Here is a 23,711-nt window from a genome sequence, read left to right as displayed (position 1 = left end):
CGTGCACCCGTCGGCACCCGAGGCGGCGCCGATTGAAAGAATACCTATAGGGGGTATAAGGTGTGGGGGAGTCGTGTGCGAGGGAGAGGCGGGCGAGGTTGATTCAACCGATCGACTATTTCCTGGTCGCCTGGTTCGTGCTGGTCGCGATCAGCACGATCTGGGTCGGGGTGGACCAGTTCCGTCACAACCCGGAGCCGGCGGTGATGAAGTGGGGCTTCATCCTGGTCACCCTCTACCTGGGGCCGATCGGGGCGCTGCTGTATGTGCTCGCGGACAAGGAGCCACGGCCGGGAGAGCATGAGGAGTTCACCCGGCCGCTGTGGAAGCAGGGCATCGGCTCGACCATCCACTGCGTCGCGGGCGATGCCACCGGCATCATCGTCGCCGCCGTCGTCGTCGCGTCGCTGGGCCTGCCGATGTGGCTGGATCTGATCATCGAGTACGCCGCCGGGTTCGCGTTCGGGTTGTTCGTGTTCCAGGCCCTGTTCATGAAGAACATGATGGGCGGCAGCTACTGGCAGAACGTGCGCCGCTCGTTCCTGCCCGAGTTCATCAGCATGAACTTGATGATGGCGGGCATGGCGCCGGTGATGTCGCTGCTGATGATGGGCCGCGACATGCGGGCCATGCTGCCCACCGAGTTGCTGTTCTGGGCGGTGATGAGTTTCGGGATCGCGGTCGGGTTCGTGCTCGCTTATCCCGTGAACGTGTGGATGGTGAAGAAGGGCCTCAAGCACGGTCTGATGACCGTCCGCCCCCAGCCCGCCACCCACCCCCAGGAGCATGACGCGCACGCGCAGCACAGCCCGCGGCCGGAGGCGCACGCCGGCCACGACCAGGCGGCGGGCGGTGCGTCGTCGCCGGGGTCGGGGCATGAGGCGCACCAGCCTTCTGGCGCCGGAGCGGTGACCGTGCCGCAGCTGACCGTGGTCGGCGCGTTCTCCGCGATCGCGCTCGTGGTCGGGATGGTCGCCCCCGCGAACGCCGTCAACATGACTCTCAGCGCGCACGACGTCGGTGGGCTGATCATGCCGCCCGGGATGATCATGACCCGTGACACCCCCGCCGAGGCGATGCGGGACATGGCCGCCGTCGACCCGCGGGCCGCGACCGCCGCGTACGACGTGGACACCCGCGGTGATGAGGTGCTGGAACCTGCCCGCGTCGAGGACGGGGTGAGGGTGTTCGAGCTGACCGTGTCGCAGATCCGCTGGGAGATCCTCCCCGGCGTCACCGTCGACGCGTACGCGTACAACGGGCAGATCCCGGGGCCTCGGCTGCAGGTCACCCAGGGCGACCGGATCCGCATCGACGTGACCAACGAGCTCGACGAGTCCACGACCGTGCACTGGCACGGCCTGGACGTGCCCAACGAGATGGACGGGCCCGCCGGGATCACCCAGGATCCCATCCAACCCGGCGACACCTACCGGTACGAGTACACGGTGAAGCAGTGGGGCACGTTCTTCTACCACTCCCACGATCACGCCGACCGGCAGCAGGCCCTCGGCCTGTACGGGGCGCTGATCATCGACCCCGCCGACCCTGGCCTGCAGCCGCCTGCCGATCGCGAGTACACGATCCAGCTGCAGGAGTGGCTGTCCCGGGAGGGGCTGACCTATCCGGCGATGCCGATGGAAGGGGGCATGCCGAACTACTTCACCATCAACGGGAAGGCGTACCCGGCCACCGAGACCATCGACATGAAGGTGGGGGAGACCCTCCGGGTGCGGTTCATCGGCTCGAACACCAACGACATCCACCCGATGCACATCCACGGCGGCCCGTTCACCGTCGTCGCCCGCGACGGGGCGGCCCTCACCACGGCGCAGCAGTTCCAGGCCGACACGATCAACGTCGGGCCGGGACAACGCTACGACGTGCTCTGGAACGCGCTCGAGCCCGGCCAGTGGCTCATCCACTGCCACATCAACCACCACACCACCAACAACAACGTCGAAACCGACGGCGCTGGCGGCCTGACCATGATCATCAACGTCACCGAATAACCCCACGAACCGAAGAACCGCCGCCGTTGTGGTCGCCGTTGCCGCGTCGAGTCACGTCCGCGCCCTCCGGCAGCACAGCAGGCGGATGCCAGGGGTGCCCAGCTCATCGTGCCCGACCGTTTCGGTTGCCGGAGGCCGAGATCGCCCGCCCGCCTGCAACGGGGCGCGGTGACCTCGCCGTGGTCAGGTGGTCGCGGGAGGGAGGACGCGTCGGCGGCGGGCGACGGTGACGGCCGCGGCGACCGTGAGCGCCGCCGAGACGGCGAGGAGCACGGCGCCGAGGAGGATCTGCCCCGGTGGCGGGGTGGCGGCAGTGACGGGCTGGTAGAGGTTGCGCTGCTGGCTCTGCGGGCCGGTGAGTTGCTGACCGACCGGCACCCACACCTCGAGGGTGCGTTCGCCGGTGGCGAACTGGGCGTACACGAACCACAGCCCCGGTGACGGCAGCGCCAGTTCCCCGGTGAAGGTGCCGGGAGGCGGGGTGCCGGGTTGCGCGCGCAGCGGCGCGGTGAGGTCCTCTCCGGCGCGGCGGGCGACCAACCGGGTCGGGGTGAGGTCGGTGTCGTCGGTGAGGCGGATGCCGGTGATGGTGACGGTCAGCTGCCCGGTGCCGTCGCCGGTGACTGTCATCTGTGCGGTGCCGTAGGCGGTGCCCTGGCCGGGGTCGTGCGCCTGCGCGGGTGGCGGCGGGGCGAGGGCGACCAGCAGAAGGGTGAGGGCCGCGGCCGCGGCCCCGGATCGGAGTCGAGTCCCCGGCCGCACGGTGAGGGCGATCATGCTGACGATGATCACCGTGGTGGTGCCGACGGCGGACCAGGCGACGGGGGTGGGTGGGACGCTGCTGATCCCGGTCCCGGAGGCCAGCAGTTGCAGGGTGGTCACGGCGAGGGCGGCCACCGGCCACCGCCACAGGGGGACGGGCAAGGCCAGCAGGAAGAGCCCGGCCACCGCGACCGGCAGGTCGGGGGCGAGCCACCCCGCGCTGGTGAGCAGCACCCACAGCACCACCCGGAACACCAGGTACCCGGCGACGACGAGGACGATGCGGGTGCGGCCGGGGACCAGGGCGGTGATCACCCATGCCGCGCCGGGCGTGGTCGCCAGCAGCAGCGGCAGGTACAGGGTCTCGGTGAACTGGGGCACGTCGGTGCCGTATTCCATCACGATGATCAGTGCCGCCCCCAGCACGCCTGCGGCCAGGGCGATCCGCGGCGGAGCGGGCACGAGCCGGTCGGTGCCGGTGAGCAGGCCGATCAGCACGCACAGGGTGCCGATCACCGATAGCAGGTGCGGGGGCGACCAGAGCACCGCGTCACGCCCGAACGCGGTGTGCCAGAACGCGTCGGCGGGCGCGGCCGCCGCGGTCGTGCCCGCCGCGGCGACCGCGAGGGCGAACCCGGGAGTGCGGAACACGGCGGCCACGGTGGGGGTGCCGGCCAGCCGCCGCCACCCCCACCCGGCGATCAAGACCCCGACGGTGAGGATCGACGCATACAGCAGCAGGTGCGGGGGGATGAAGGTGCTGTCCCGGCCGAGGGTGGTGTGCCAGGAGTCGTCCCAGTACGCCGACCCGACCCCGGCGGCCGCGGCGGCGGCAGCGACTCAGACGCCCCCGCCCCCCAGCGCCGGGGAGCCGCGGGCCGGGTCCGGCTCGGACGGGATGGGGGCGCGGTCACGGGTGCCGTGTGGTCGCATGGTCTGTCCTTTCTCTGATGCGGAGGGAGCCGGTCGCTGCGGTCGGCGTTGCCGGGCGGCGTGCCCGCCCGGGGTGCCCGTCCTGGCGGTCGGTCGTGTTAGAGGGGGAGCACGGTGGCTCCGATGAGGTTCTGGATGCTGGAGATGAGGAGTGACCAGGCTCCGCTGATCATCGCGATGCCGGTGGCGATCATGAGGACCCCGCCGGTGATGTTGATGGTGCGGATGTGGCGGCGCAGGAACGCGATGCTTCCGGTAGCCCAGTTCAGGCCGGCCGCAGCGGCGATGAAGGGCAGCCCCAGACCGAGGCAGTAGGTGACGGCGAGGAGGGCGCCGCGGGCGGGGTTGCCGGTGGTGAGGCTGAGGGCGGAGATCGCGGCGAGGGTGGGGCCCAGGCACGGGGTCCAGCCGAGCCCGAACGCGATGCCGAGCAGGGGAGCTCCGGCCAGCCCGCTGGGTGGGTGGATGGCGGGTTTCGCGGTGCGTTGGAAGAGCCGGAACACGCCGAGGAACACGAGCCCCATCAGCAGGACCACGATCCCGAGGATGCGGGTGAGGAGATCTTGCCAGCGGATGAGCCAGGCCCCCAGGGCGCCGAACGCGGCCCCGTAGCCGATGAACAGGACGGAGAAGCCGAGGGTGAACAGCCCGGTCCCGGCCAGCGCCCGCCACCGGGAGACCCCCGCGGTGGTGGTGGTGCCGGTGAGGTAGCCGAGGTAGCCGGGCACGAGGGGGAGCACGCAGGGGGAGGCGAAGGACACCAGCCCGGCGAGGAGGGCGAGGGGGAGGGCGGCCCAGATGCTGCCGGCGGTGATGATCTCCCCCATCAGGGGCTCGTCTCGGCGAGGACGGTGTCGATGAGGGCGGCGAGGGTGGTGCGGGTGGGGAGTTGCCCGATGATGCGGGCGGCCATCCGACCGGTGCGGTCCAGGACGATGGTGGTGGGCACGGCGCCGGGGGCGGCTTTCCCGGCGAACGCTGCTTGCACGGTGCCGGTGGTGGCGTCCAGGATCGACGGGTAGGTGATGCCGAACTGGTTCTCGAACGCGGCGGCGGTGTCGGCGCTGTCGCGCACGTTGACGCCGATGAACACGACACCGTCGGGCTGGTAGGTCTGGGCGAGGGCTTCCAGGTCCGGCGCTTCGGCACGGCAGGGCGGGCAGGCGGCGTACCAGAAGTTCACCACGACGACCGAGCCCGCCCACGCGGTGGAATCCGCCTGCTCCCCGGTGTCGGTGGTGCCGGTGAAGGTGACCGGGTCGTCGCGCTGGTCGGCGGGGATCTCCCGCACGGTCTCGTCCGCGGACAGATACCCCGGGGACGGGGAGGAGGACAACAGGCCGGGCGTCTGGGCGGTGCACCCGGCCAGGAGCAGGACGAGCACGCCGAACACGGCGACCGCGGCGGCGGTGACCGTGCGGCGGGGTGGGCGTGTCAGGGCGGTGGGGGTGCGCATGCGGGATCACTCCGGTCGGTCAGGTGTTCGTGCTCTTGCTGGTGGGGCGGCGGCGGCCGGCGAGGATGGCGCCGGTGATCAGCAGCAGCGCCCCGGTCGGGTACCCGGCGACCAGGTCGAGCCAGCCGGAGGGCTGGCCGGGGCCGAACACTTCCAGGTGCGCGAGCCAGTGGATGATCGCGACGATCGCGCCGGCGGCCATCAGGGCCTGGCCGACCCGGACGAGCAGTCGGTGTCGCCGCCAGGCGTGTTGTGGGTCCTCAGCTGGGGCGGGTCGGGGGGTGGTGCGGGTCATGAGCGGGGTCCTTTCGCAGGGGGCGGGTCACAGTCCGGAGTAGGAGTGCAGCCCGGTGAAGAAGACGTTGACGACGCCGAAGTTGAACAGCACGGCGGCGAAGCCGACGATGCACAGCCAGGCGGCGCGGGTGCCGGCCCAGCCGCGGGTGGCGGTGGCGTGCAGGTATCCGGCGTAGAGCACCCAGATGATGAACGTCCACACCTCTTTCACGTCCCACCCCCAGAACCTGCCCCAGGCGCGGCCGGCCCAGATCGCCCCGGCGATCAGGGTGAAGGTCCACAGGATGAACCCGACGATCGTCAGCCGGTATGCGAGTCGGTCCAGATCCTCCGGCCCGGGCAGACTGTCCCGCAGCCGGGTGAGCCGGGAGGGGAGGCCGCGGCGGCGGGTGGTGAGCAGGTAGGTGAGGGAGACGAGGAACGCGAGCCCGAAGAACGCGGTCGCCAGCAGCGCGACCAGCACGTGGATGACCAGCCACCCGGACTGCAGGGCGGGCATCAGGGGGACGACGGGGACGTAGAAGCTAACCGTCGCGACGCCGAGCAGCAGCACGGTCAGCCCGAGCACGGCGCTGCCCAGGTACGCCAACCGCACCCGCAGCGACACGGCCAGGAAGGTGGCGATGATCAGGGCGGTGCCGGTGAGGGAGAACTCGAACATGTTCGCCCACGGCACCCGGTCCGCGGCGACCCCGCGCAGCACCACCCCGGCAAGATGGAACACCCAGCCCAGCACGGTCAACACGAACCCGACCCGCGCCGCCTTCCCCGCCCCCCGTCCGCCCCCCGGGGCAGCGGCGGCACCGGGTGCGGTGTCGGGGGCGGGGGCGGTGGGTGTGCCTGCCAGGTCCGGGTCGGTGGTGCTGGTGGCGCCGGCGGTGACCGGCACCCGGACGGTGACCGGGACGGCAGGGGTGCTGGCGCGGCGGGCGAGGTGAAGGGTGTAGGCGACGAATGCGGCGGCGTAGATCGCGATCGCCGAGTACACCAGCAGCAGGGACAGGGCGTCAAGGAACGGGGTCATCAGAGCCTCCTCGAAGGGGTGCGGGGGAAGGGGTGAGGCGGGTGGCGAGGGTGTCGACGGTGGGTTGCAGGCGGGGGTCGTCGCCGCGGGCGAGCCCGGCGACCTCAAGCACCGTGCCGCCGTCCCGGCCGGTGGTTGCGCGGACCCAAAGGCGGCGGCGGGGCACGAACAGGGACAGGGCCAACCCGGCCATCGCGGCGACCGCGGCGATCAGAGTGGGGGTTTGGGTGGGGTCGGCGGCGATCTCCAGCGACGCGAACCGGGGGATCGGGCCGAGCTCGATCGTGCCCAGCCCGTCCGGCAGCGGAACCGGGGTGCCGGGGACCAACTGCAGGGCGGGGGTGGGGGTGCCCCGCCCGGCGATCTGGGTGAGGGTGCTGGTGTCCAGTGCGTACACCGACACCGGGACCCCGGTGTTCAGGCCCAGGTCGCCGACGTACACGTTGAAGGTGACGACCGGGTCCAGCAGGTCCGGGTAGCTGGACGCGAACGCCCCAGAGGCGGTGGTCGCGCGGGTGGGGTACAGCATCCCGACCAGGCCGACCTGCTCGGCCAGCCCGTCGGGAACCTTCACGATGCCCAAGCTGGTCAAATTCGCGTCCTGCGGCAGGAACGGGACCGTGTCACGGAACACGATCTTCCCGGCCGGGTTTCGGACGGTGAGGGTGGGGGCGTACCCGTTGCCGAGCAGATAGATGTCGGTGCCAGCCACCGACAGCGGCTCGTTGACCCGGATGCTGGAGGCCTGCCGGGTGCCGCCAGTGGTGGTCGTGACCTGCGCGTCGAACGTCTTCGGCATGCCGAGCGCGTTGACGTTGTCCAGGACGTAGTCGACGCGGAACCGGTCCAGGGCGAGGGAGAACGTCGGGATCTGCGTGTCAGTGATGAACCGGCCGGCGGTGAACGAGTCGTACGCGATCCGGGTGGACGCGAACGTCTGCCCCTCCACCAGCACCCGCTGCCCGGTGAACCGGAACCCGCCGCCGACGCCGACCACGACCAGCACCGCCAGCAGCGCCACGTGGAACAGCAGGTTCCCGGTCTCCCGCAGGTAGCCGCGCTCGGCTGCGACCGAGTCCCGTCCGTCGTCGCCGCGGACCCGGCGGGTGCGGTACCGCTGCCGGCGCAGCGCCTTCTCGGCCGCGTCCAAGACCGCACCGGGGGGCGTGTCGGGGAGGACGCGGCGGGTGTGGGCGGGCAGGCGGGACAGGTTGCGGGGGGTGGCCGGGGGCGGGGCGAGCAGCGCGGTCAGGTGGTGGCGGATGCGGGGGATGACGCAGCCGATCAGCGACGCGAACAACAGCAGGTAGATCGCGGAGAACCACACCGACCCGAACACGTCGTGCAGCTGCAGCAGGTCCACCGCCCACATCCAGCCCGGGTTGGTCTTGTCGAACTGGATCACCCCGTTCGGGTCGGAGGAGCGTTGCGGGATCAACGACCCGGGGATCGCGGCCACCGCGAGCAGCAGCAACAACACCAGGGCGGTGCGCATGCTGGTCAGCTGCCGCCACGCCCACCGCGCCCACCCCGACACGCTCAGGCGCGGATTCGTGGGCTCGTCCACCGGCCGGTCGACGTGATCGGCGGGCAGCTGCGGGGCCTGCTCACTGCGGATCGACACGCGCATCCCCCCTCTCCCGGACGGGTGCGCGGCGGCGGGCGCGCCAGGAGGCGTGGGCGAGCAGCCCGACCCCCAGTACGGCGGCCACCAGGGCGGTGAGCACGTTCGCTTTCAGCCCGCCGGCGAGCAGCTCGGTGGGATCCAGCCGGATGGACTCCAGCACCGCCCGCCCCGCCCCGTACCACAGCAGGTACACGCCCAGACTCCGCCCGGCGCCCAGCGTGATCCGGCCGTGCCGGCGGCGGTGATGCTCGAGCAGCACGATCACGGCGGCACCGGCCAGGTTCCACAGCAGCTCGTACAGGAACAGCGGATGAAACAGGGTCCCCGCCGGGGTCCCCGGCGGGATCGCGGGGGCTGAGGGGTCGATCTGCAACCCCCACGGTAAGGTGGTGGGTGGGCCGAACAGTTCCTGGTTGAAGTAGTTCCCCAGCCGCCCCACTGCCTGGGCGACCAGCATCCCCGGGGCGAGCGCGTCCAGGAACAGCAGCACCGGGATCCCGGCGCGACGGGTGCCGATCACGATCCCGACCAGCCCGCCCAGGATCGCACCGAAGATCGCGATCCCGCCCTCCCAGATGTAGAGCACCCGCCACAGGTCCGCGCCGGGAAAGAAGTAGTCGCCCGGATGGGTGAGCACATGGTAGATCCGGGCGCCGAGGATCCCGAACGGCACCGCCCACATCGCCACATCCACCACGACCCCGGCCGGATGCCCGACCGCCCGCAGCCGACGGCCGGTGATCAGCACCGCCAGCACGATCCCGGCCAGGATCGCCAGCGCGTAGAACCGGATCTGGAACGGCCCGACCTGCACGAAGCTGATCCCCGGGCTCGGGATCAGCGCCGGAACCACAATGAGGAGTGCGTCCATCAGGACCTCACCCTCGCTTGAAGCCACGCCAGCGGGTCCACCGCTTCGCCTCCGGTGCGGATCTCGAAGTGCAGGTGTGCGCCGAAGCTGCGTCCACTGTCCCCGACCCGGCCGACCATCTGCCCCACCCGCACGGTCTGTCCCGGGGTCAGGGCGAGGGACCCTTCCCGCATGTGCGCGTACGCGCTTTCCACGACCTGCCCGTCGATCTCGTGCCGGATCACCACGTACACCCCGTACGCGCCGCCCTGCTCCGTCGCGGTGGTGACCACCCCGTCGGCGATCGCCTGGATCGGGGTGGCGATCCCGGGGGTCATGTCCAGTCCGGCATGGAAATTTGAGCAGGACGGGCATGGCGGGGTGCGGTACCCGAACGTGCTGCTGATCGGCACTCCCACGGTGAACGGCCACTGCACCGCCGATGCCGGGTCGTTGGTGAATGTGTCCGCGGTGTGCGCGTACGACTCGGTCCCGACGGGGGCGGTCACCGCCACCGTGTAGTCCCCGCGCACCATCACCGTCCCGGTGACGGTGTCGGGGGTGGTGAACGACTGGGCGCGCACCGGGGTGCGGGTCGCCTCGACGGCGAACACCGGCTCCGGCGTCAACGGGATCAGCAACGGCAGTCCGGCGATCGACGCGACCGTGAGCATCACCGCGCCGGCGAGCATCCGGGATCGGGTGAGCGTGCGGCGCGGCGCGTGTCGAGGTGTCCGGGCGGCACGGGTGGGCCGACGGCGTCGATCGCGTCGCGTCTGGACGGGTGGGGAAGACAGGGCGGCTCTCGCCGCACGGCGCGTCCCGGTACCGGGAGTCGGGGTGGAGGGGGCGGGTTCGGGCATACAAGACTTTCCTGGATGAGGGGGACGATGAAGGTGCGCACGGTCGCCGTCACACGGTCCAACCGGGAGCCGCGGCCCGGAGTGCACGGCGAGAATCCGGGATCGGATCACCCATGGCGCTGCCGCAGACGGGTCGCGCTCGCCTGCGGGCCGCACATCGTGGACCGTCGGCGACATCACGCGCCGGCGGCGGCTCAGGCGGCGGGCGCGGGCGGGGTGCTGATCAGGTGCGGCTGATCGACAGCACGATCAGGGAGGGCCGCAGAAGAGGCGACCCGGACGTGAACGAGCCCGACCTGCCGGGGAGGGATCGCAGCCACGCCAGCAGCGACATCCACCCGTCCCGGGCCGGGAGCACCAGGATGAGCAGGGTCAGCAACGCGAGCAGACACGTCACGGCAGCGAAAGCATGAGACGTCCCGCAGACCGTCTCATCGCACGAGGGCGTCACCACCCCGCTGACCAGGACATCAGCGGCGGCATCGGGGGCCGCAACGACTGCGGAGGCGGACACGACAGTGCCCGCCTGGTCCTCTTCCAGACTCAGCGAATGCATCGCAAGCAGCCCCGCGATGATCGCGGTCACCGCGGACAGGTAGAACCACAGGGCACGCCGGGACCCGAGTGCCCGCCGTCGCGCCACCACCTGGTTCACCGTCGACGCCCCTTCCTCGATCACGCCCAGCATACCCCGGGCGGGTAGCCATCCCCGAAGCGATCCGCATCCTGGATACCCCGGATGGGTATATGCTGAGTGGTAGGGGGCACCCGCTCCCGTGCGTGGTGTTCTGACCGTGTCGCGGAGGCAAGGCACCGCTACCCTGGACGGGAAGGAGGTCGGTCGTGAACGTGATTCGCTCGCACGCGCGTCTGACCCCCGGGTTGCGACGGCTCCTGCTGGCCGCTCCGATCGCCCTGGCGATCATCACCGGGCTGCTGTCCATGCACGTCCTGACCGGTTCCCACCAGCCCGCCCTGGCATCAGAGACCAGCGCGATGAGCACGCACAGCCAGGTACGCTCCGCACCAGCCGCCGCCGACGATACGCCGATGACCGCAGCTGCGGCGGAGGGCGCTGGAGGGCATTGCCAGGACGGGTGCGGCAGCCCTGCGGGGATGCCGGATCACTCGATGCTGATGATGGTGTGCGTGCTGGCGCTGCTGGCCGCGGTGATCGTCCTGCTCGCCCCGACGTTCCGTGCCCTTCTCACATACGCCGTAGACCGCTCGCGCTCCCATACCCGGACTCTGCTGGCCGGATTGCCGCATCCCCGCCCGCCTTCACTGCTTGTCCTGTCCATCAGTCGCACCTGATTCCGCCTGAACCCCGGCGACCCTTGCCGGGGATGCTGCACCCTGCCCTCCCGGGCACTGATCAGACCCTCACCGACTGACTAGACAAGGACACCCCTGATGCGTTTTCGTACTCTCACGCTGACCGCCGGCGCCCTGGCCACCGTGCTCGTGCTCGCCGGTTGCGCCCCCACCGACGGCACCATGCCCGGCATGGACCACGGACCCGGGGGGATGACCAGCACCGCCCCCTCCCAGTCCGCCGCCGCGTTCAACGCCGCGGACGAGATGTTCGTGACCATGATGATCCCGCACCACCAGCAGGCCATCGAGATGGCCGATCAGATCCTCGCGAAAGACGGCATCGACGAGCGAGTCGTCTCCCTCGCCGAGCAGATCAAGGCCGCACAGGACCCGGAGATCCAGACCATGAAGGGCTGGCTGGAGGAGTGGGGCGTCCCGTACGACGACTCCATGTCCGGGATGGACGGCATGGACATGGGCGGCGGGATGATGTCGGAGGACGACATGGCCGCTCTGGATGCCGCGACCGGGGTCGAGGCGACCCGCCTGTTCCTGAACGGCATGATCGCTCACCACCAGGGCGCCGTGACGATGGCGCAGTCGGTGCTCACCGACGGACAGAACCCGGACGTGGCCGCCCTCGCGCAGCAGATCATCGACGGGCAGACCGCCGAGATCACCACGATGCAGGACATCCTCGCCAGCCTCTGACCCGGTACCCCTCGGACGGGACCCGCGCTCCCGATGCCGGTCCCGTCCGAGGCCCCACCCTCGACCCCTGTGCGGTCACCGGTATCCGGCGTACCCGCACGGAAAGGCCCTCCGTTCATGATCTCTCCCACCACCCGCAGACTGGCGATCACGGCCACCGTCACCGTCGCGCTGCTGCTCACGGGCTGCAGCACCACCCCTGCGGAGCCCGATGCCCCCGCGAGCACCGCGGCCGGGTTCGGGCATGTGCACGGCATCGTCGACGCCGGTGACAGCACCGTGCTGCTGGGCACCCACACCGGCCTGTACACGCTGGGCGAGGACGGCACCGTCACCGGCCCGGTCGGTGGCATCGACCTGGACGCGATGGGACTGACCGCTACCGGTGACACCCTCTACGCGTCCGGGCACCCCGGCCCGTCCACCCCGGCGGAGCTCGGCGCCCCCAACCTCGGCATCATCCGCAGCCTCGACGCCGGCGCCTCGTGGGAACCGGTCGCGTTCACCGGGGAAGAGGACTTCCACGTCCTCACCGTCACCGGCGACGGCACCCTGTACGGGATCGGATCCTCCCGCCCGCTGCTGCGCACCAGCAGCGACGGCGGGCAGAGTTGGGCGGACGGTGCCGAGCTGCCCGCCGTCGACCTGGCCGCCGCGACCGACGGCACCCTGTACGCCGCCACCCAGGACGGGCTGCAGCACAGCACCGACGGTGGCGCCACCTTCACCCCGGCGCCGGACGCGCCAGTGCTGTACCTGGTGGAGACCGACCCAACCGGTGGGGTGGTCGGAGTGGACACCGACGGGATGTTGCGACGTCTGGTCGGCACCGGTTGGGAGGACGTCGGCACCACCACGGGAACCGTCCAAGCCCTCGGGGTCACCGGGGACGGTGCGATCGTCCTGGTCGATGACCGCGGCGTGGTCTGGATCCGCGACACCACCGCCACCGTTCTCATCCCGGCGGCAACACCATGACCACCGTCATTCGCACCTGGCGCGACCCGAGCGGCCGCGGATCGGAAGGAGACCGACCATGACCCCCACACCGGCACCCCCCGCGTGGGCGCACCGCACCACTGATGCCACCGCCGAGCAGTTGGCGGCGGTGGATGCGTGGTGGCGGGCGGCGAACTATCTGAGCATCGGGCAGATCTACCTGCAGGGTAACCCGCTGCTGCGCCACCGCCTCAGCCGGGACGATATCAAGCCGCGGCTGCTGGGGCATTGGGGCACCACCCCGGGCCTGAACTTCCTCTACGCCCACCTGAACCGTGCCATCCGCGACCGCGACCTGAACACCCTGTACGTGACCGGGCCCGGGCACGGCGGACCCGGCATGGTCGCCAACGCCTACCTGGACGGCACCTACACCGAACGCTACCCGGGCATCGACCGCACCGAAGAGGGGCTGCGGGCGTTGTTCCGGCAGTTCTCCTTCCCCGGCGGGATCCCCTCGCACGCGTCCCCGGAGACGCCGGGGTCGATCAACGAGGGCGGGGAGCTGGGCTACTCCCTGGTGCACGCCTACGGGGCGGCGTTCGACAACCCCGACCTGCTGGTCGCCTGCGTGATCGGTGACGGGGAGGCGGAGACCGGGCCGTTGGCGACCGCGTGGCACGGTAACAAGTTCCTCAACCCCGCCGCGGATGGGGTGGTGCTGCCGATCCTGCATCTGAACGGGTACAAGATCGCCAACCCGACCGTGCTGTCGCGCATCCCCGAGGAGGAGCTTGTCGCGCTGCTGCGCGGCTACGGCCACGACCCCCACGTCGTCACGGTCGGCTTCGATGGGGAAACCCCGCGTGAGTCCCACGCGGCCTTCGCGGCGGTGCTGGATGCGGTGCTGGATGAGATCGCGGACATCAAGGCCGCCGCGGCGGCGGGGACGTTGGAGGGGCGGCCGGCGTGGCCGGCGATCGTGCTGCGCAGCCCGAAGGGGTGGACCTGCCCGAAGATCATCGACGGTCTGCCGGTGGAGGGCACCTGGCGGGCCCATCAGGTGCCGCTCGCCGAGGTCCGCGACAATCCGGAGCACCTGCGGATCCTCGAGGACTGGCTGGCGTCCTACCGTCCGCACGGGCTGTTCGACGTGATCGGCGCCCCGCGCCCGGCCACGGTCGCGATCGCGCCGGAGGGGGTTCGGCGGATGAGCGCGAACCCGGCCGGCAACGGCGGACAACTCACGATCCCGCTGCGGCTCCCGGACTTCCGCGAGCACGCCCACCCCGTCGACCCCGCCGCGCGCGGGGCGTCGACCGGCGAAGCGACCCGGACGTTGGGGGATTGGCTGGCGGGGGTGATCCGGGACAATCCGGACAACTTCCGCATCTTCGGCCCGGACGAGACCGCCTCCAACCGACTCGCCCCACCCGTCTACTCGGCGACGGGCAAGCAGTGGAACGCGGCCGTGGAGCCCGTCGACGAGCACCTGGCCCCGACTGGGCGGGTGATGGAGGTGCTCAGCGAGCACCAGTGCCAGGGCTGGCTCGAGGGCTACGTACTGACCGGCCGGCATGGGCTGTTCAACTGCTACGAGGCGTTCACCCACATCGTCGACTCGATGTTCAACCAGCACGCCAAATGGCTCGAAGCGGCCCGGGAGGTGTCGTGGCGGGACCCGATCCCGAGCTTCAACTACCTGCTCTCCAGCCACGTCTGGCGGCAGGACCACAACGGGTTCTCTCACCAGGACCCCGGGTTCATCGACCTCGCCCTGAACAAGAGCCCCGACATCGTCCGCGTCTACCTGCCGTTCGACGCGAACACGCTGCTGTCCACCTACGACCACTGCCTGCGCTCGGCCGGGTACATCAACGTCGTCGTCGCCGGGAAGCAGCCCGCCCCGCAGTGGCTGACGATGGACGAGGCGATCGAGCACTGCACCCGCGGGCTGGGCATCCTGCCGTGGGCGGGCACGGAAACCGAGGGCACGGAGCCGGATGTGGTGCTCGCCGCCGCCGGCGACGTCCCCACCCTCGAGACCCTCGCCGCGGCGGCGCTGCTGCGCGAGCACGTCCCCGACCTGAGAGTGCGGGTGGTGAACGTGGTCGACCTGACCCGGCTGCAGTCGGAGGATCAGCACCCGCACGGGCTGCCGGACCGGGAGTTCGATGCGATCTTCACCCCCGACAAGCCGGTGATCTTCGCCTACCACGGCTACCCGTGGCTGATCCACCGACTCACCTACAAGCGCGCCGGGCACCAGAACCTGCACGTGCACGGCTTCCAGGAGCGCGGCACCACCACGACCCCGTTCGACATGGTCATGCTCAACGACCTCGACCGGTACCGGCTGGCGATCGACGTCCTCGACCACGTCCCGGGCCTCGCCGCCCGCCACGCGGAGCTGCGGCAGGAGCTGCAGGACGCCCGCCTGCATGCCCGCGCCCACACCCGTGAGCACGGCACCGACATCCCCGCCGTCGCCGACTGGCACTGGCCCCACCCCGACACCACCGACCCCGCCATCCGGAAGGAACCGAAATGAGTGACACCAGAACCGTGACCCTGCAGGTCAGCGGCATGATCCGCGCGACCTCCAAGAACGTCACCGAAGCCCACCTGGGCCGACAACCCGGGGTGATCGCCGTGGACGCGAACCCGGTCTCGCAGACCGCGACCGTCACCTACGACCCCGAGACCACCTCGGTCGCGCACCTGCAGCAGTGGGTCATCGACTGCGGGTATCACTGCGCCGGCCAGTCCGTCCCCGACCATATCTGCGACCCCGCGCACGTCCCGCACGACGAGGGTGCGCACGACCACAGCGCCCACCACGGCCCCGCAGCTGAGGGCGCACAAGAACCGCACGCGAGTCACGACGCGCACGAGGGCCACACGGATGCCACGGGTCACGCCAGCCACGCGGGCCATGAGGGTCCTGCGGGCTATCACGACGACCCCGTCCACGACCACGCCGCTGGCCACGACCACACGCACGCCCCGTCGGCGACGGCGGATGCCGGTGAGCACGCCGGTCACACCGCGGCCGCGGGTGGGCATGATCATGGTGCGGCGTCGGGGCACAGTGCGCAGGAGATGATGGGCCACGGTGGGCACCACGGCGGGATGTCGATGGACGCGATGATCCGCGACATGCGCAACCGGTTCCTGGTCGCGCTGATCCTGTCGATCCCGATCACCCTGTGGTCTCCGATCGGGCGGGAGGTGATCGGGTTCGAGGTGCCGGCCCCGTTCGGGTTGCGGGATGACGTGTTCATGCTGATCCTGTCGCTGCCGGTGATCTTCTACTCGGCGTGGATCTTCTTCGACGGCGCCTACCGTGCCCTACGAGCGAAGACTCTCGACATGATGGTGCTCGTCGCAGTCGGTGTCGGCGCCGGCTGGCTGTACTCCCTCGCGGTCACCCTCACCGGCGGCGGTGAGGTGTTCTACGAAGCCGCCACGGTGCTTGCCACGTTCGTGCTGCTGGGGCACTGGGTGGAGATGCGCGCCCGCGGCGGCGCGAACGACGCGATCCGCACCCTCCTGGAGCTCGCACCCTCGCAGGCGGTCGTGATCCGTTACGGGCAGGAAGTCGAGATCCCCACCAGCGAGGTCGTCCCGGGGGATCTGATGCTGGTGCGGCCGGGGGCGAAGATCCCCACCGACGGTGTCGTGGAATCCGGAGAGTCCGAGGTGGACGAGTCGATGGTCACCGGCGAGTCCATGCCGGTGGACAAAGCGCCCGGGTCGGAGGTGATCGGAGCGACCGTGAACACCGTCGGCACCCTCCGCGTCACAGCCACCAAAGTCGGCTCGGACACGGCGTTGGCGCAGATCGTGAAGCTCGTGCAAGAGGCGCAGAACTCCAAAGCCCCCGGGCAGCGCCTCGCCGACCGGGCAGCGTTCTGGCTGGTCCTGGTCGCCCTGATCGGCGGCACCCTCACCTTCCTGGTGTGGCTGCTCGCCGGCGCTGCAATCCCGATGGCGATCCTGTTCGCCATCACCGTCGTCGTCATCACCTGCCCCGACGCCCTCGGATTGGCGACGCCGACCGCGATCATGGTCGGCACCGGGCTCGGCGCGAAACGGGGCGTGTTGTTCAAGAACGCATCCGGGATCGAAACCGCCGCCCGCATCGACACGGTCGTGTTCGACAAGACCGGCACCCTCACCAAGGGGGAGCCGGAGGTCACCGACTACATCCCCGTCGGCGGCGACGACCTCGAGACTCTCTCCCTCGCGGTCGCGTTGGAGCGGGAATCCGAGCATCCTCTGGCGAAAGCGATCGTGAATTACGCCGACGCCCGCGACATCCCCCGTCGCACCGCGACCGCGTTCCGAAACGTCACCGGGCAGGGCGCGATCGCCACCGTCGACGGTCGACAGGTCGTCCTCGGCAACCCGCGCCTTCTCACCGGGGAGGGGATCGACATCAGCGGGGTGCAGGCCGCTCAGCAGGACCTGGCTGGGTCCGGCCGCACCGCGATCCTGTTCGCCGTGGACGGGCAAGTCGCCGGGATCATCGGTCTCGCCGACGCACCCCGGGACACCGCGAAGACCGCGATCGACGCTCTCCACGAGCAGGGCGTCGAGGTCGCAATGCTCACCGGGGACAACAAGCCCACCGCCGACCGGATCGCCGCTCTCCTCGGCATCGACACCGTGATCGCGGATGTGCTCCCCGAGGACAAGTCCGCGAAGGTCGCCGAGCTGCAGAAGACGGGCAAGAAGGTCGCGATGGTCGGCGACGGCGTCAACGACGCACCCGCCCTCGCCCAGGCCGACCTCGGCATCGCGATCGGCGCCGGCACCGACGTCGCCATCGAGACCGCCGACGTGGTCCTGATGCGCTCGGACCCGCTCGATGTTGCGATCGCACTCAAGATCGGCAAGGGCACACTGCGAAAGATGCGGCAGAACCTGGGCTGGGCCATCGGATACAACGCCGCCGCCCTCCCCATCGCCGCCGGCGTGTTCTACCCGGCGTTCGGGATCATGCTGTCCCCGGAGATCGCCGCCCTGTCGATGTCCGGTTCCTCCGTGATCGTCGCCGTCAACGCCCTCCTCCTCAAGCGGCTCCGCCTGCCCGCCCAGGCGCCCGCTGCGACGACCATGCAGAAGGAGCCCGAACATGCCTGACCGTCCGCTCTCTCCCACACCGTCCTCCCCGATGCTGCTGACCCGACGAGGTGTGCTCGGACTCGGACTGGGCGCCGTCGCGGCAGCCGTGCTCGCCTCCTGCACCCCCGCGCCGCAATGGGTGACACCCACCGGCGCAGCGGTGTCCGGCGCGGAGAAGAACCGCGGCGGCACCGGCCGAGTCACCACCGTCGACCTCACCGCCGCCCCCACCACGCTCGACCTGGCCGGTACCTCCGCCGCCACCTGGGCGTTCGGAGGTATCCCCGCCCCCGTAATCCGGCTCACCGCAGGCGACACGCTGAAAGCGACCGTCCGCAACCAGCTCGACGCGGACACCTCCGTGCACTGGCACGGACTCGCCCTCCGCAACGACATGGATGGGGTCCCTCCGGTAACCCAAGCCCCCATCGCCCCGGGCGGACAGTTCGCATACGAGTTCGTCACCCCGCATCCGGGCACCTACTGGTTCCACCCCCACGTCGGCCCGCAACTGGACCACGGCCTCTACGGTGCGCTCATCATCGACGACCCGGACGAGAAGGTGACGTGGGACGACGAATGGGTGCTGATCCTCGACGACTGGCTCGACGGCGTCACCGCCACCCCGGACCAGGTCCTCACCGACCTCTCGAAGGGCATGGGAGACATGGGCGGGATGGGCGACATGTTCATGCGGATGGGGAACCTGCTGATGGGCGCCACCTCCGACCTGCTCGGCGGCGACGCCGGCGACGTCTACTACCCGCACTACCTCATCAACGGCAAACCCAAAGCCGACCCCGCCCAATTCACCGGCACTCCTGGTGCCCGGGTGCGGATCCGTGTCATCAACGCCGGCAGCGACACCGCGTTCCGGTTCGCGATCGGCGGCCACACCCTGACGATCACCCACACCGACGGGTTCCCGGTGGATCCTGTCGAGGTCGACAGTGTCCTGATCGGGATGGGCGAACGCTACGACCTGCAGGTCACCCTGGACGATGGGGTGTTCCCTGTCGTCGCCGACGCGGAAGGCAAGCAGGATCGCGCGTTCGCGCTCGTTCGCACCGCCGCTGGCACGGCTCCGGCCAGCGACGTCCCCGTCGCCGAGCTCGGCACCGGCAGGGTCGGCACCGCTGCCGGACTGAGCGCGACCGCCTCCGTCACCCTGCACCAGGCATCCCCCGACCGGGTCGTGCACCTCGCGCTGACCGGGGGGATGGAGGCGTACGACTGGGGGATCAATGGGCGCCGGTTCGACATGAACGACCCGTTGCGGGACGCGCACGCGATCAGTATGGGGGAGCGGGTGCAGTTGCGGATCCGCAATGACACCGAGATGTGGCATCCGTTCCACCTGCACGGCCACACCTACCAGCACGCGAACGGCGGCCCCCGGAAGGACACCTCCATCATCCTCCCGGGTCAGACCCTGACAGTCGACTTCGACGCCGACAACCCCGGCCAGTGGGTCGCGCACTGCCACAACATCTACCACGCCGAGACCGGCATGACCACGGTGCTCGGATACCAGTCATGAACCGCGCGTTCATCCCCAGCACGGGAGGATGATCGCGCGGGCGATCGGACGGCGGCGGACGTCAAGTCTAAGTGGACTTCCTACTCTTATGTAGGGATCTGCCATTTCGCGCGGAATCCTGCTGACGAAACTGCTGCCAATTAGCGTGGAATCCCCGAGTTCTCCGCCACCTTGACCGGGAACCTACAGTAGGTGTCGGTTCCGCGCCGAAATGACATATTCCACGGGTAGTTGGCAGGGACTTGGAATCCCTGCCATTTGCTGTGGACGATTGGGGGTTCGGTGTGACTGATGCCAGCGGGACGGAGACCACTCCGCTGAAGCTCGAGTCGCTTGTCCCAAGGTTCGTAAGCGACCAGCACGGCACTTATCGCGACGAACTCGTCGACCTGCTCACCGACGACAGGCGACGCGCGCGCGTTTGGAATATCGCGTTGACCGGCGGCTACGGGAGCGGGAAGAGCAGCGTGCTTGCGGGCGTGCGGGACCAGCTCGGCAAGCGTGTGGTTGAGATCTCTCTGTCGTCGCTCAGCGACGTCGGAGTTGAGAGCGGCAACGACCTCAACAACTACATCCAGAAGGAGATCGTCAAGCAGCTGCTCTACCGTGAGCGGCCCAGCCGCGTCCCGGGATCGAGGTTCAAGAGGATCAGCAGGCTGCCAGTGGGGCGGACGCTTCTTGCATCCGCGCTGGTCGCTGTCCTCGTCATGCTCACCTTGTGGCTGACGGGTTGGGGAGCACCGTTCCAACTTGCCCCCGCTGAAGAGGGCATGCGAGTCCCTCTGCTGCTTTCTTCAGCGTTGATCGCCGGCGTGATCGCGTACGTGATTATGGCGCTCCTGCACAACCGGATCCGAATCGACAAACTCGGAACATCGGCGACGTCCGTGAGCCTGACTGCGGAGTCCGACGGGGGGAGCTACTTCGACGAGTACCTCGACGAGATTGTCTACTTCTTTGAGAAGACTCGTCGGGACATCGTGATCATCGAGGACCTGGATCGGTTCGAGGACCCGACGATCTACGCCTCTCTGCGTGAGCTCAACACCGTGCTCAACACATCACGACAACTTCGAAAGCGTCCGGTCCACTTCGTTTACGCTGTCCGGGACAGCATCTTCGAAGACCTTGAGGTGCCACGCGATACGCCGGATGGCCCTGACGCGGCGCCGGGCGTGTGGCAGGCGGACCGCGGACTGTCGGATGCGGCGACGCAGCGAACCAAGTTCTTCGAACTCGTTGTCCCGATCGTGCCGTTCATCACGCACCGCTCGTCTGCGGACCTATTGTTCGACTTGGCCGCCGAGGTTGACTCGACGATCACTTTCGAGGCGGTTCGCGTGGTGGCGAGGCACGTGACGGACATGCGGCTTCTGCGCAACATCCTGAACGAGTTCCGGGTCTTCCGCGCTCGTGTGCTGGCGGACGGAAAGCTCGGCGGGCTCACCTCAAGCGGGCTGTTCGCGCTTGTTGCCTACAAGAACACCCACATGAAGCAGTTTGAGCTGATCCGGGTCGGATCAAGTGAGCTGGACGTGCTGTATCGACGCTCGCGAGAGATCATCGCGAGCGGGATGGACGCTACGTCGGCAATGCTCGCTACGCTCCGGGAGCAGGGCGCGCAGACAGCAGCGACTGATGCGCGCGCTGAGCAACTTGGCGCTGCGCTCCAGGATCTTGTCGAACGTTGGCTTCCACGGGTACATCGGCGCGGGCACACTGCGACCTATCGAATTGGTGGAGCCGACTGGGCACCCGCCGCGCTCGGTACTGCGAGCTTCTGGGAAGCGGCGATCGACTCCGGCCACGTTCTGCAGGTCGTCGCGAATGGAGAGGTCCTTTTCGAGCTCCCCGCTGACGAGATCGCCGCGGATCTGGGCCTTTCCGTCCCGGCGCGTTGGAGTGACCAGGTCGTCGCCGATACCGCGGCGGCAGCTGAGGATGCGCGCGCTGAACTGCAGTGGTACCGCACCGCCGACTTCCAACAGTTGCTGATGCGTCAGATGAGAGACTCTTCATCGAGACTCATCCGCGGCACCGTCGACCCGCTATTGCACGACCTCCTCGCAGAAGGGCTGATCGATAGGAACTTCGCTCTGTACGCTTCTGAGTTCTACGGGGTCATCGCCTCTGCAGCCGCGATGACCTACGTGATCCAACATCTGCAAGCAGACACCCCGGATCACGACTACCCGCTCGGCGAGAAGGACGTCGATGCGGTGCTCGAACTCGGCGGCCCGCGCGTGTTCGAATCGATCGGCTTGTTCAACATCGCGATCTACGACCAGCTGCTGGCGCGCGAAGACGGCCGATTGGCCAACAACATCGCCGCTCTCGCCGTCGCTGACCCCGCCGCCGTCGGCTTCATCCGCAGTTACTTGCAGCGTGGACGGCTGCCTGCGAAGCTCATCGGTCGCGTCGCAGCGCAGTGGGATGGGGTCTTCGAGTTCATCGATACTGAAGGACCCGCCGTACCGGCGGGCCAGCTCGATCTCGTCGTCGCCGCATTCGAGTCCTTGAATCCAGAGCTGGAGTACGCGGTACCCGACGACGTCAAGCGACTTCTCGCTGAGAACCCATGGCGCCTTACGGAACTGACTGCTGACGTTCCGCCCCAGCGAGCGACTGCTGCGCTTACCCAACTCGGCGTCAGTCTCGCAGATATCCGAGCGCTCTCACCGGCCGCGCAGCGGTCGGTCGTGGTCGCGCGCCGTTACGAAGTAAATGCGCCGAACCTCGAGGTGGCAGTCGGCGGGGGCGACATCACGCTCGACGCGATCATGCAACTCGAGGATCCAACGTTCGACCACGTTCTCGGGCACTTCGAGGCGTACCTGTCAAGCATCGACGCGTCCCACCGCCCGAGTATCACCAACGTTGACATGGCAGTGGATGTGATGGAGGCCGCGGAGCTTTCAAGGGCCGGCGCGGCAACCGAGATCGCGCGGCGAATGCCCGCGGAGATGCTCATCCGAGACATCAATGAAGTGCCGGCGACGCTGCTTCCCGTTCTTGCTGAAACGCACCGATTCCCCCTCACCTTCGCGAACGTCACTAACTACGTCGCCGTACGCTCCCTGGACGCTCCTCTGATCGAGTACCTCGCTGCTTCGCCCAACCTCGCCGTGCCGCCAGAGACCGACGTGACCGCGCGGCGCAGCCTCGCCGCGAGCCTCGTCGCTGAGGGTGAGCTCGATGTCGCCGCTCGTGTCACGCTTGCCGGACAGCTCGTAGAGACGGTCCCCGCATCACGATCGATGGGTGATGAGCCGGATCTTGTCACGGCACTCATGAACGCAGGAATGCTCGACGACAGCGCTAGCACCTTCCAAGCTCTCGCCACGGCGCACGCACAGGAAGCATTTGTCGTGGAGTCTCAGACGGCGCCAGACTGGATCATCTCGTCGAACGCGTCGGCGACACTGGTGGCGTCGCTCCTTCGCAATCCCGATGTTTCACCCCGGATCAAGACCCTGCTTGCTGATGCGATTCCTCGAAACGCCGCTTGGCGATCAACCGACGTGCTTGAGGCGATTGGCGCGTGGGCGGAGGCGACCCGCGAGCCCCTCTCCGCCGAAACGTTGCAGATGGTGCAGATGTCAGGAGCGTCGACCAGCTCAAAGGTCGCTGCGCTCAGCGCATCCGTGGCGACCGCGCCCGACCTCGTCCCGCAATACGCGGCTCAACTCGGCGGTGCGTACGCCGAGGTTCTTCAGCCCGCGAACACGTATGTCGATCTTCCGCTCGTCCCAGATCCGACCCCGTTCCTGGAGCTGCTCAAGGACTCGGACACCGCCGTCTCATCCTTCAATGAAGTCGACGGTGTCATGCGCGTATATCGCCACCGCCCGAGACCCAACGGTGACTAACCTACGATGCGGAGCGCTCGCTAGCGCGATCCTCTTCGACGTACTGGCTCGCCGCATTCCACCAGGGATTCTCGCGGACCCGGTACAGGATGGTGCGCTCTCCGGGCACGCGCTCGACGAACTCGATGAAGTTCGCGCGGCGGAGCTTCTGGATCAGTGGGTGCACGATGCCAGGGGAGAGTCTCGTTGCGTCGGTGATCGTCTTCGATGAGAACTTCTCGCCGCGAAGACCGGCGATCTCGACCATGACGCTGTACATGTAGCTGTTGCCGAAGACGAGCCGGGATTCTTCCGGCGCGATGGGCTCCAACATGCTCATGTCCTTGAGTGTCGCATACGGGCCCGACGCGGGGCTTCGCTGGGGACCGTCGGGCGTTGATT

At 69.1% G+C, this 23,711-nt stretch carries 18 protein-coding genes; 8 read left to right on the top strand and 10 right to left on the bottom strand.

The window, feature by feature from the left end:
• Nucleotides 1-98: 98 nt before the first annotated feature.
• The gene (locus AC6CQV_RS14175) at nucleotides 99-2,012 is read left to right on the top strand and encodes a multicopper oxidase domain-containing protein (RefSeq protein WP_060960784.1); all 1,914 of its coding nucleotides are present in this window, start codon (nucleotides 99-101) and stop codon (nucleotides 2,010-2,012) included.
• 183 nt (nucleotides 2,013-2,195) lie between these two features.
• Here the strand turns inward: AC6CQV_RS14175 and AC6CQV_RS14170 are convergent, their stop codons facing one another.
• From AC6CQV_RS14170 to AC6CQV_RS14130, 9 genes are all read right to left on the bottom strand, one after another.
• Complete coding sequence (locus AC6CQV_RS14170; protein ID WP_498259811.1) at nucleotides 2,196-3,479, bottom strand: hypothetical protein; 1,284 nt, start codon at nucleotides 3,477-3,479, stop codon at nucleotides 2,196-2,198.
• Nucleotides 3,480-3,805: 326 nt separating this feature from the next.
• A complete protein-coding gene (locus AC6CQV_RS14165; protein WP_045245724.1) occupies nucleotides 3,806-4,534 on the bottom strand; it encodes a cytochrome c biogenesis CcdA family protein in 729 nt (242 codons plus the stop codon).
• Nucleotides 4,534-5,163: a TlpA family protein disulfide reductase gene (locus AC6CQV_RS14160; RefSeq protein WP_036286053.1), complete on the bottom strand. Its 630-nt coding sequence runs from the start codon at nucleotides 5,161-5,163 to the stop codon at nucleotides 4,534-4,536. The genes AC6CQV_RS14165 and AC6CQV_RS14160 overlap by 1 nt, the downstream gene beginning before the upstream one ends.
• 19 nt (nucleotides 5,164-5,182) lie before the next feature.
• Entirely contained in the window at nucleotides 5,183-5,458 is a 276-nt protein-coding gene (locus AC6CQV_RS14155; protein ID WP_498259810.1) for a hypothetical protein, read from the bottom strand.
• A gap of 27 nt (nucleotides 5,459-5,485) precedes the next feature.
• Nucleotides 5,486-6,484 (bottom strand): c-type cytochrome biogenesis protein CcsB, encoded by a 999-nt coding sequence (ccsB, locus tag AC6CQV_RS14150; protein ID WP_005049590.1) that lies wholly within the window; start codon nucleotides 6,482-6,484, stop codon nucleotides 5,486-5,488.
• Nucleotides 6,468-8,114, bottom strand: a complete 1,647-nt coding sequence (gene resB / locus AC6CQV_RS14145) for a cytochrome c biogenesis protein ResB (protein ID WP_498259809.1) — start codon at nucleotides 8,112-8,114, stop codon at nucleotides 6,468-6,470. The genes ccsB and resB overlap by 17 nt, the downstream gene beginning before the upstream one ends.
• Nucleotides 8,092-8,982 (bottom strand): prolipoprotein diacylglyceryl transferase, encoded by an 891-nt coding sequence (lgt, locus tag AC6CQV_RS14140; RefSeq protein ID WP_498259808.1) that lies wholly within the window; start codon nucleotides 8,980-8,982, stop codon nucleotides 8,092-8,094. The genes resB and lgt overlap by 23 nt, the downstream gene beginning before the upstream one ends.
• Nucleotides 8,982-9,653 (bottom strand): M23 family metallopeptidase, encoded by a 672-nt coding sequence (locus AC6CQV_RS14135; protein ID WP_498259807.1) that lies wholly within the window; start codon nucleotides 9,651-9,653, stop codon nucleotides 8,982-8,984. Before AC6CQV_RS14135 ends, lgt begins: the two co-directional genes overlap by 1 nt.
• Before the next feature lie 394 nt (nucleotides 9,654-10,047).
• Nucleotides 10,048-10,503 (bottom strand): DUF6153 family protein, encoded by a 456-nt coding sequence (locus AC6CQV_RS14130; RefSeq protein WP_498259806.1) that lies wholly within the window; start codon nucleotides 10,501-10,503, stop codon nucleotides 10,048-10,050.
• Nucleotides 10,504-10,667: 164 nt separating this feature from the next.
• Between AC6CQV_RS14130 and AC6CQV_RS14125 the strand changes: the two genes are divergently transcribed.
• The 7 genes from AC6CQV_RS14125 to AC6CQV_RS14095 all read left to right on the top strand — a co-directional run bounded on the left by AC6CQV_RS14125 (nucleotide 10,668) and on the right by AC6CQV_RS14095 (nucleotide 23,330).
• Nucleotides 10,668-11,138: a DUF6153 family protein gene (locus AC6CQV_RS14125; protein ID WP_498259805.1), complete on the top strand. Its 471-nt coding sequence runs from the start codon at nucleotides 10,668-10,670 to the stop codon at nucleotides 11,136-11,138.
• A gap of 99 nt (nucleotides 11,139-11,237) precedes the next feature.
• The gene (locus tag AC6CQV_RS14120) at nucleotides 11,238-11,852 is read left to right on the top strand and encodes a DUF305 domain-containing protein (RefSeq protein ID WP_056207384.1); all 615 of its coding nucleotides are present in this window, start codon (nucleotides 11,238-11,240) and stop codon (nucleotides 11,850-11,852) included.
• A 117-nt stretch (nucleotides 11,853-11,969) separates the two neighbouring features.
• Complete coding sequence (locus AC6CQV_RS14115) at nucleotides 11,970-12,830, top strand: F510_1955 family glycosylhydrolase (RefSeq protein ID WP_498259804.1); 861 nt, start codon at nucleotides 11,970-11,972, stop codon at nucleotides 12,828-12,830.
• A 58-nt stretch (nucleotides 12,831-12,888) separates the two neighbouring features.
• Nucleotides 12,889-15,342 (top strand): phosphoketolase family protein, encoded by a 2,454-nt coding sequence (locus AC6CQV_RS14110; protein WP_498259803.1) that lies wholly within the window; start codon nucleotides 12,889-12,891, stop codon nucleotides 15,340-15,342.
• A complete protein-coding gene (locus tag AC6CQV_RS14105; protein ID WP_498259802.1) occupies nucleotides 15,339-17,939 on the top strand; it encodes a heavy metal translocating P-type ATPase in 2,601 nt (866 codons plus the stop codon). Before AC6CQV_RS14110 ends, AC6CQV_RS14105 begins: the two co-directional genes overlap by 4 nt.
• Entirely contained in the window at nucleotides 17,932-19,461 is a 1,530-nt protein-coding gene (locus tag AC6CQV_RS14100; RefSeq protein ID WP_498259801.1) for a multicopper oxidase family protein, read from the top strand. Before AC6CQV_RS14105 ends, AC6CQV_RS14100 begins: the two co-directional genes overlap by 8 nt.
• 284 nt (nucleotides 19,462-19,745) lie before the next feature.
• A complete protein-coding gene (locus tag AC6CQV_RS14095; protein ID WP_498259800.1) occupies nucleotides 19,746-23,330 on the top strand; it encodes a YobI family P-loop NTPase in 3,585 nt (1,194 codons plus the stop codon).
• A 1-nt stretch (nucleotide 23,331) separates the two neighbouring features.
• On the opposite strand, the gene AC6CQV_RS14090 is transcribed toward AC6CQV_RS14095, so the two are convergent.
• On the bottom strand, nucleotides 23,332-23,649 hold the full coding sequence (locus AC6CQV_RS14090) for a hypothetical protein (RefSeq protein ID WP_498259799.1): 318 nt from the start codon (nucleotides 23,647-23,649) through the stop codon (nucleotides 23,332-23,334).
• Between the last annotated feature and the right edge of the window lie 62 nt (nucleotides 23,650-23,711).

The sequence above is a fragment of the Microbacterium sp. EG9 genome, from assembly GCF_059759475.1.
This window is presented reverse-complemented; position numbering and strand designations above follow the sequence as displayed.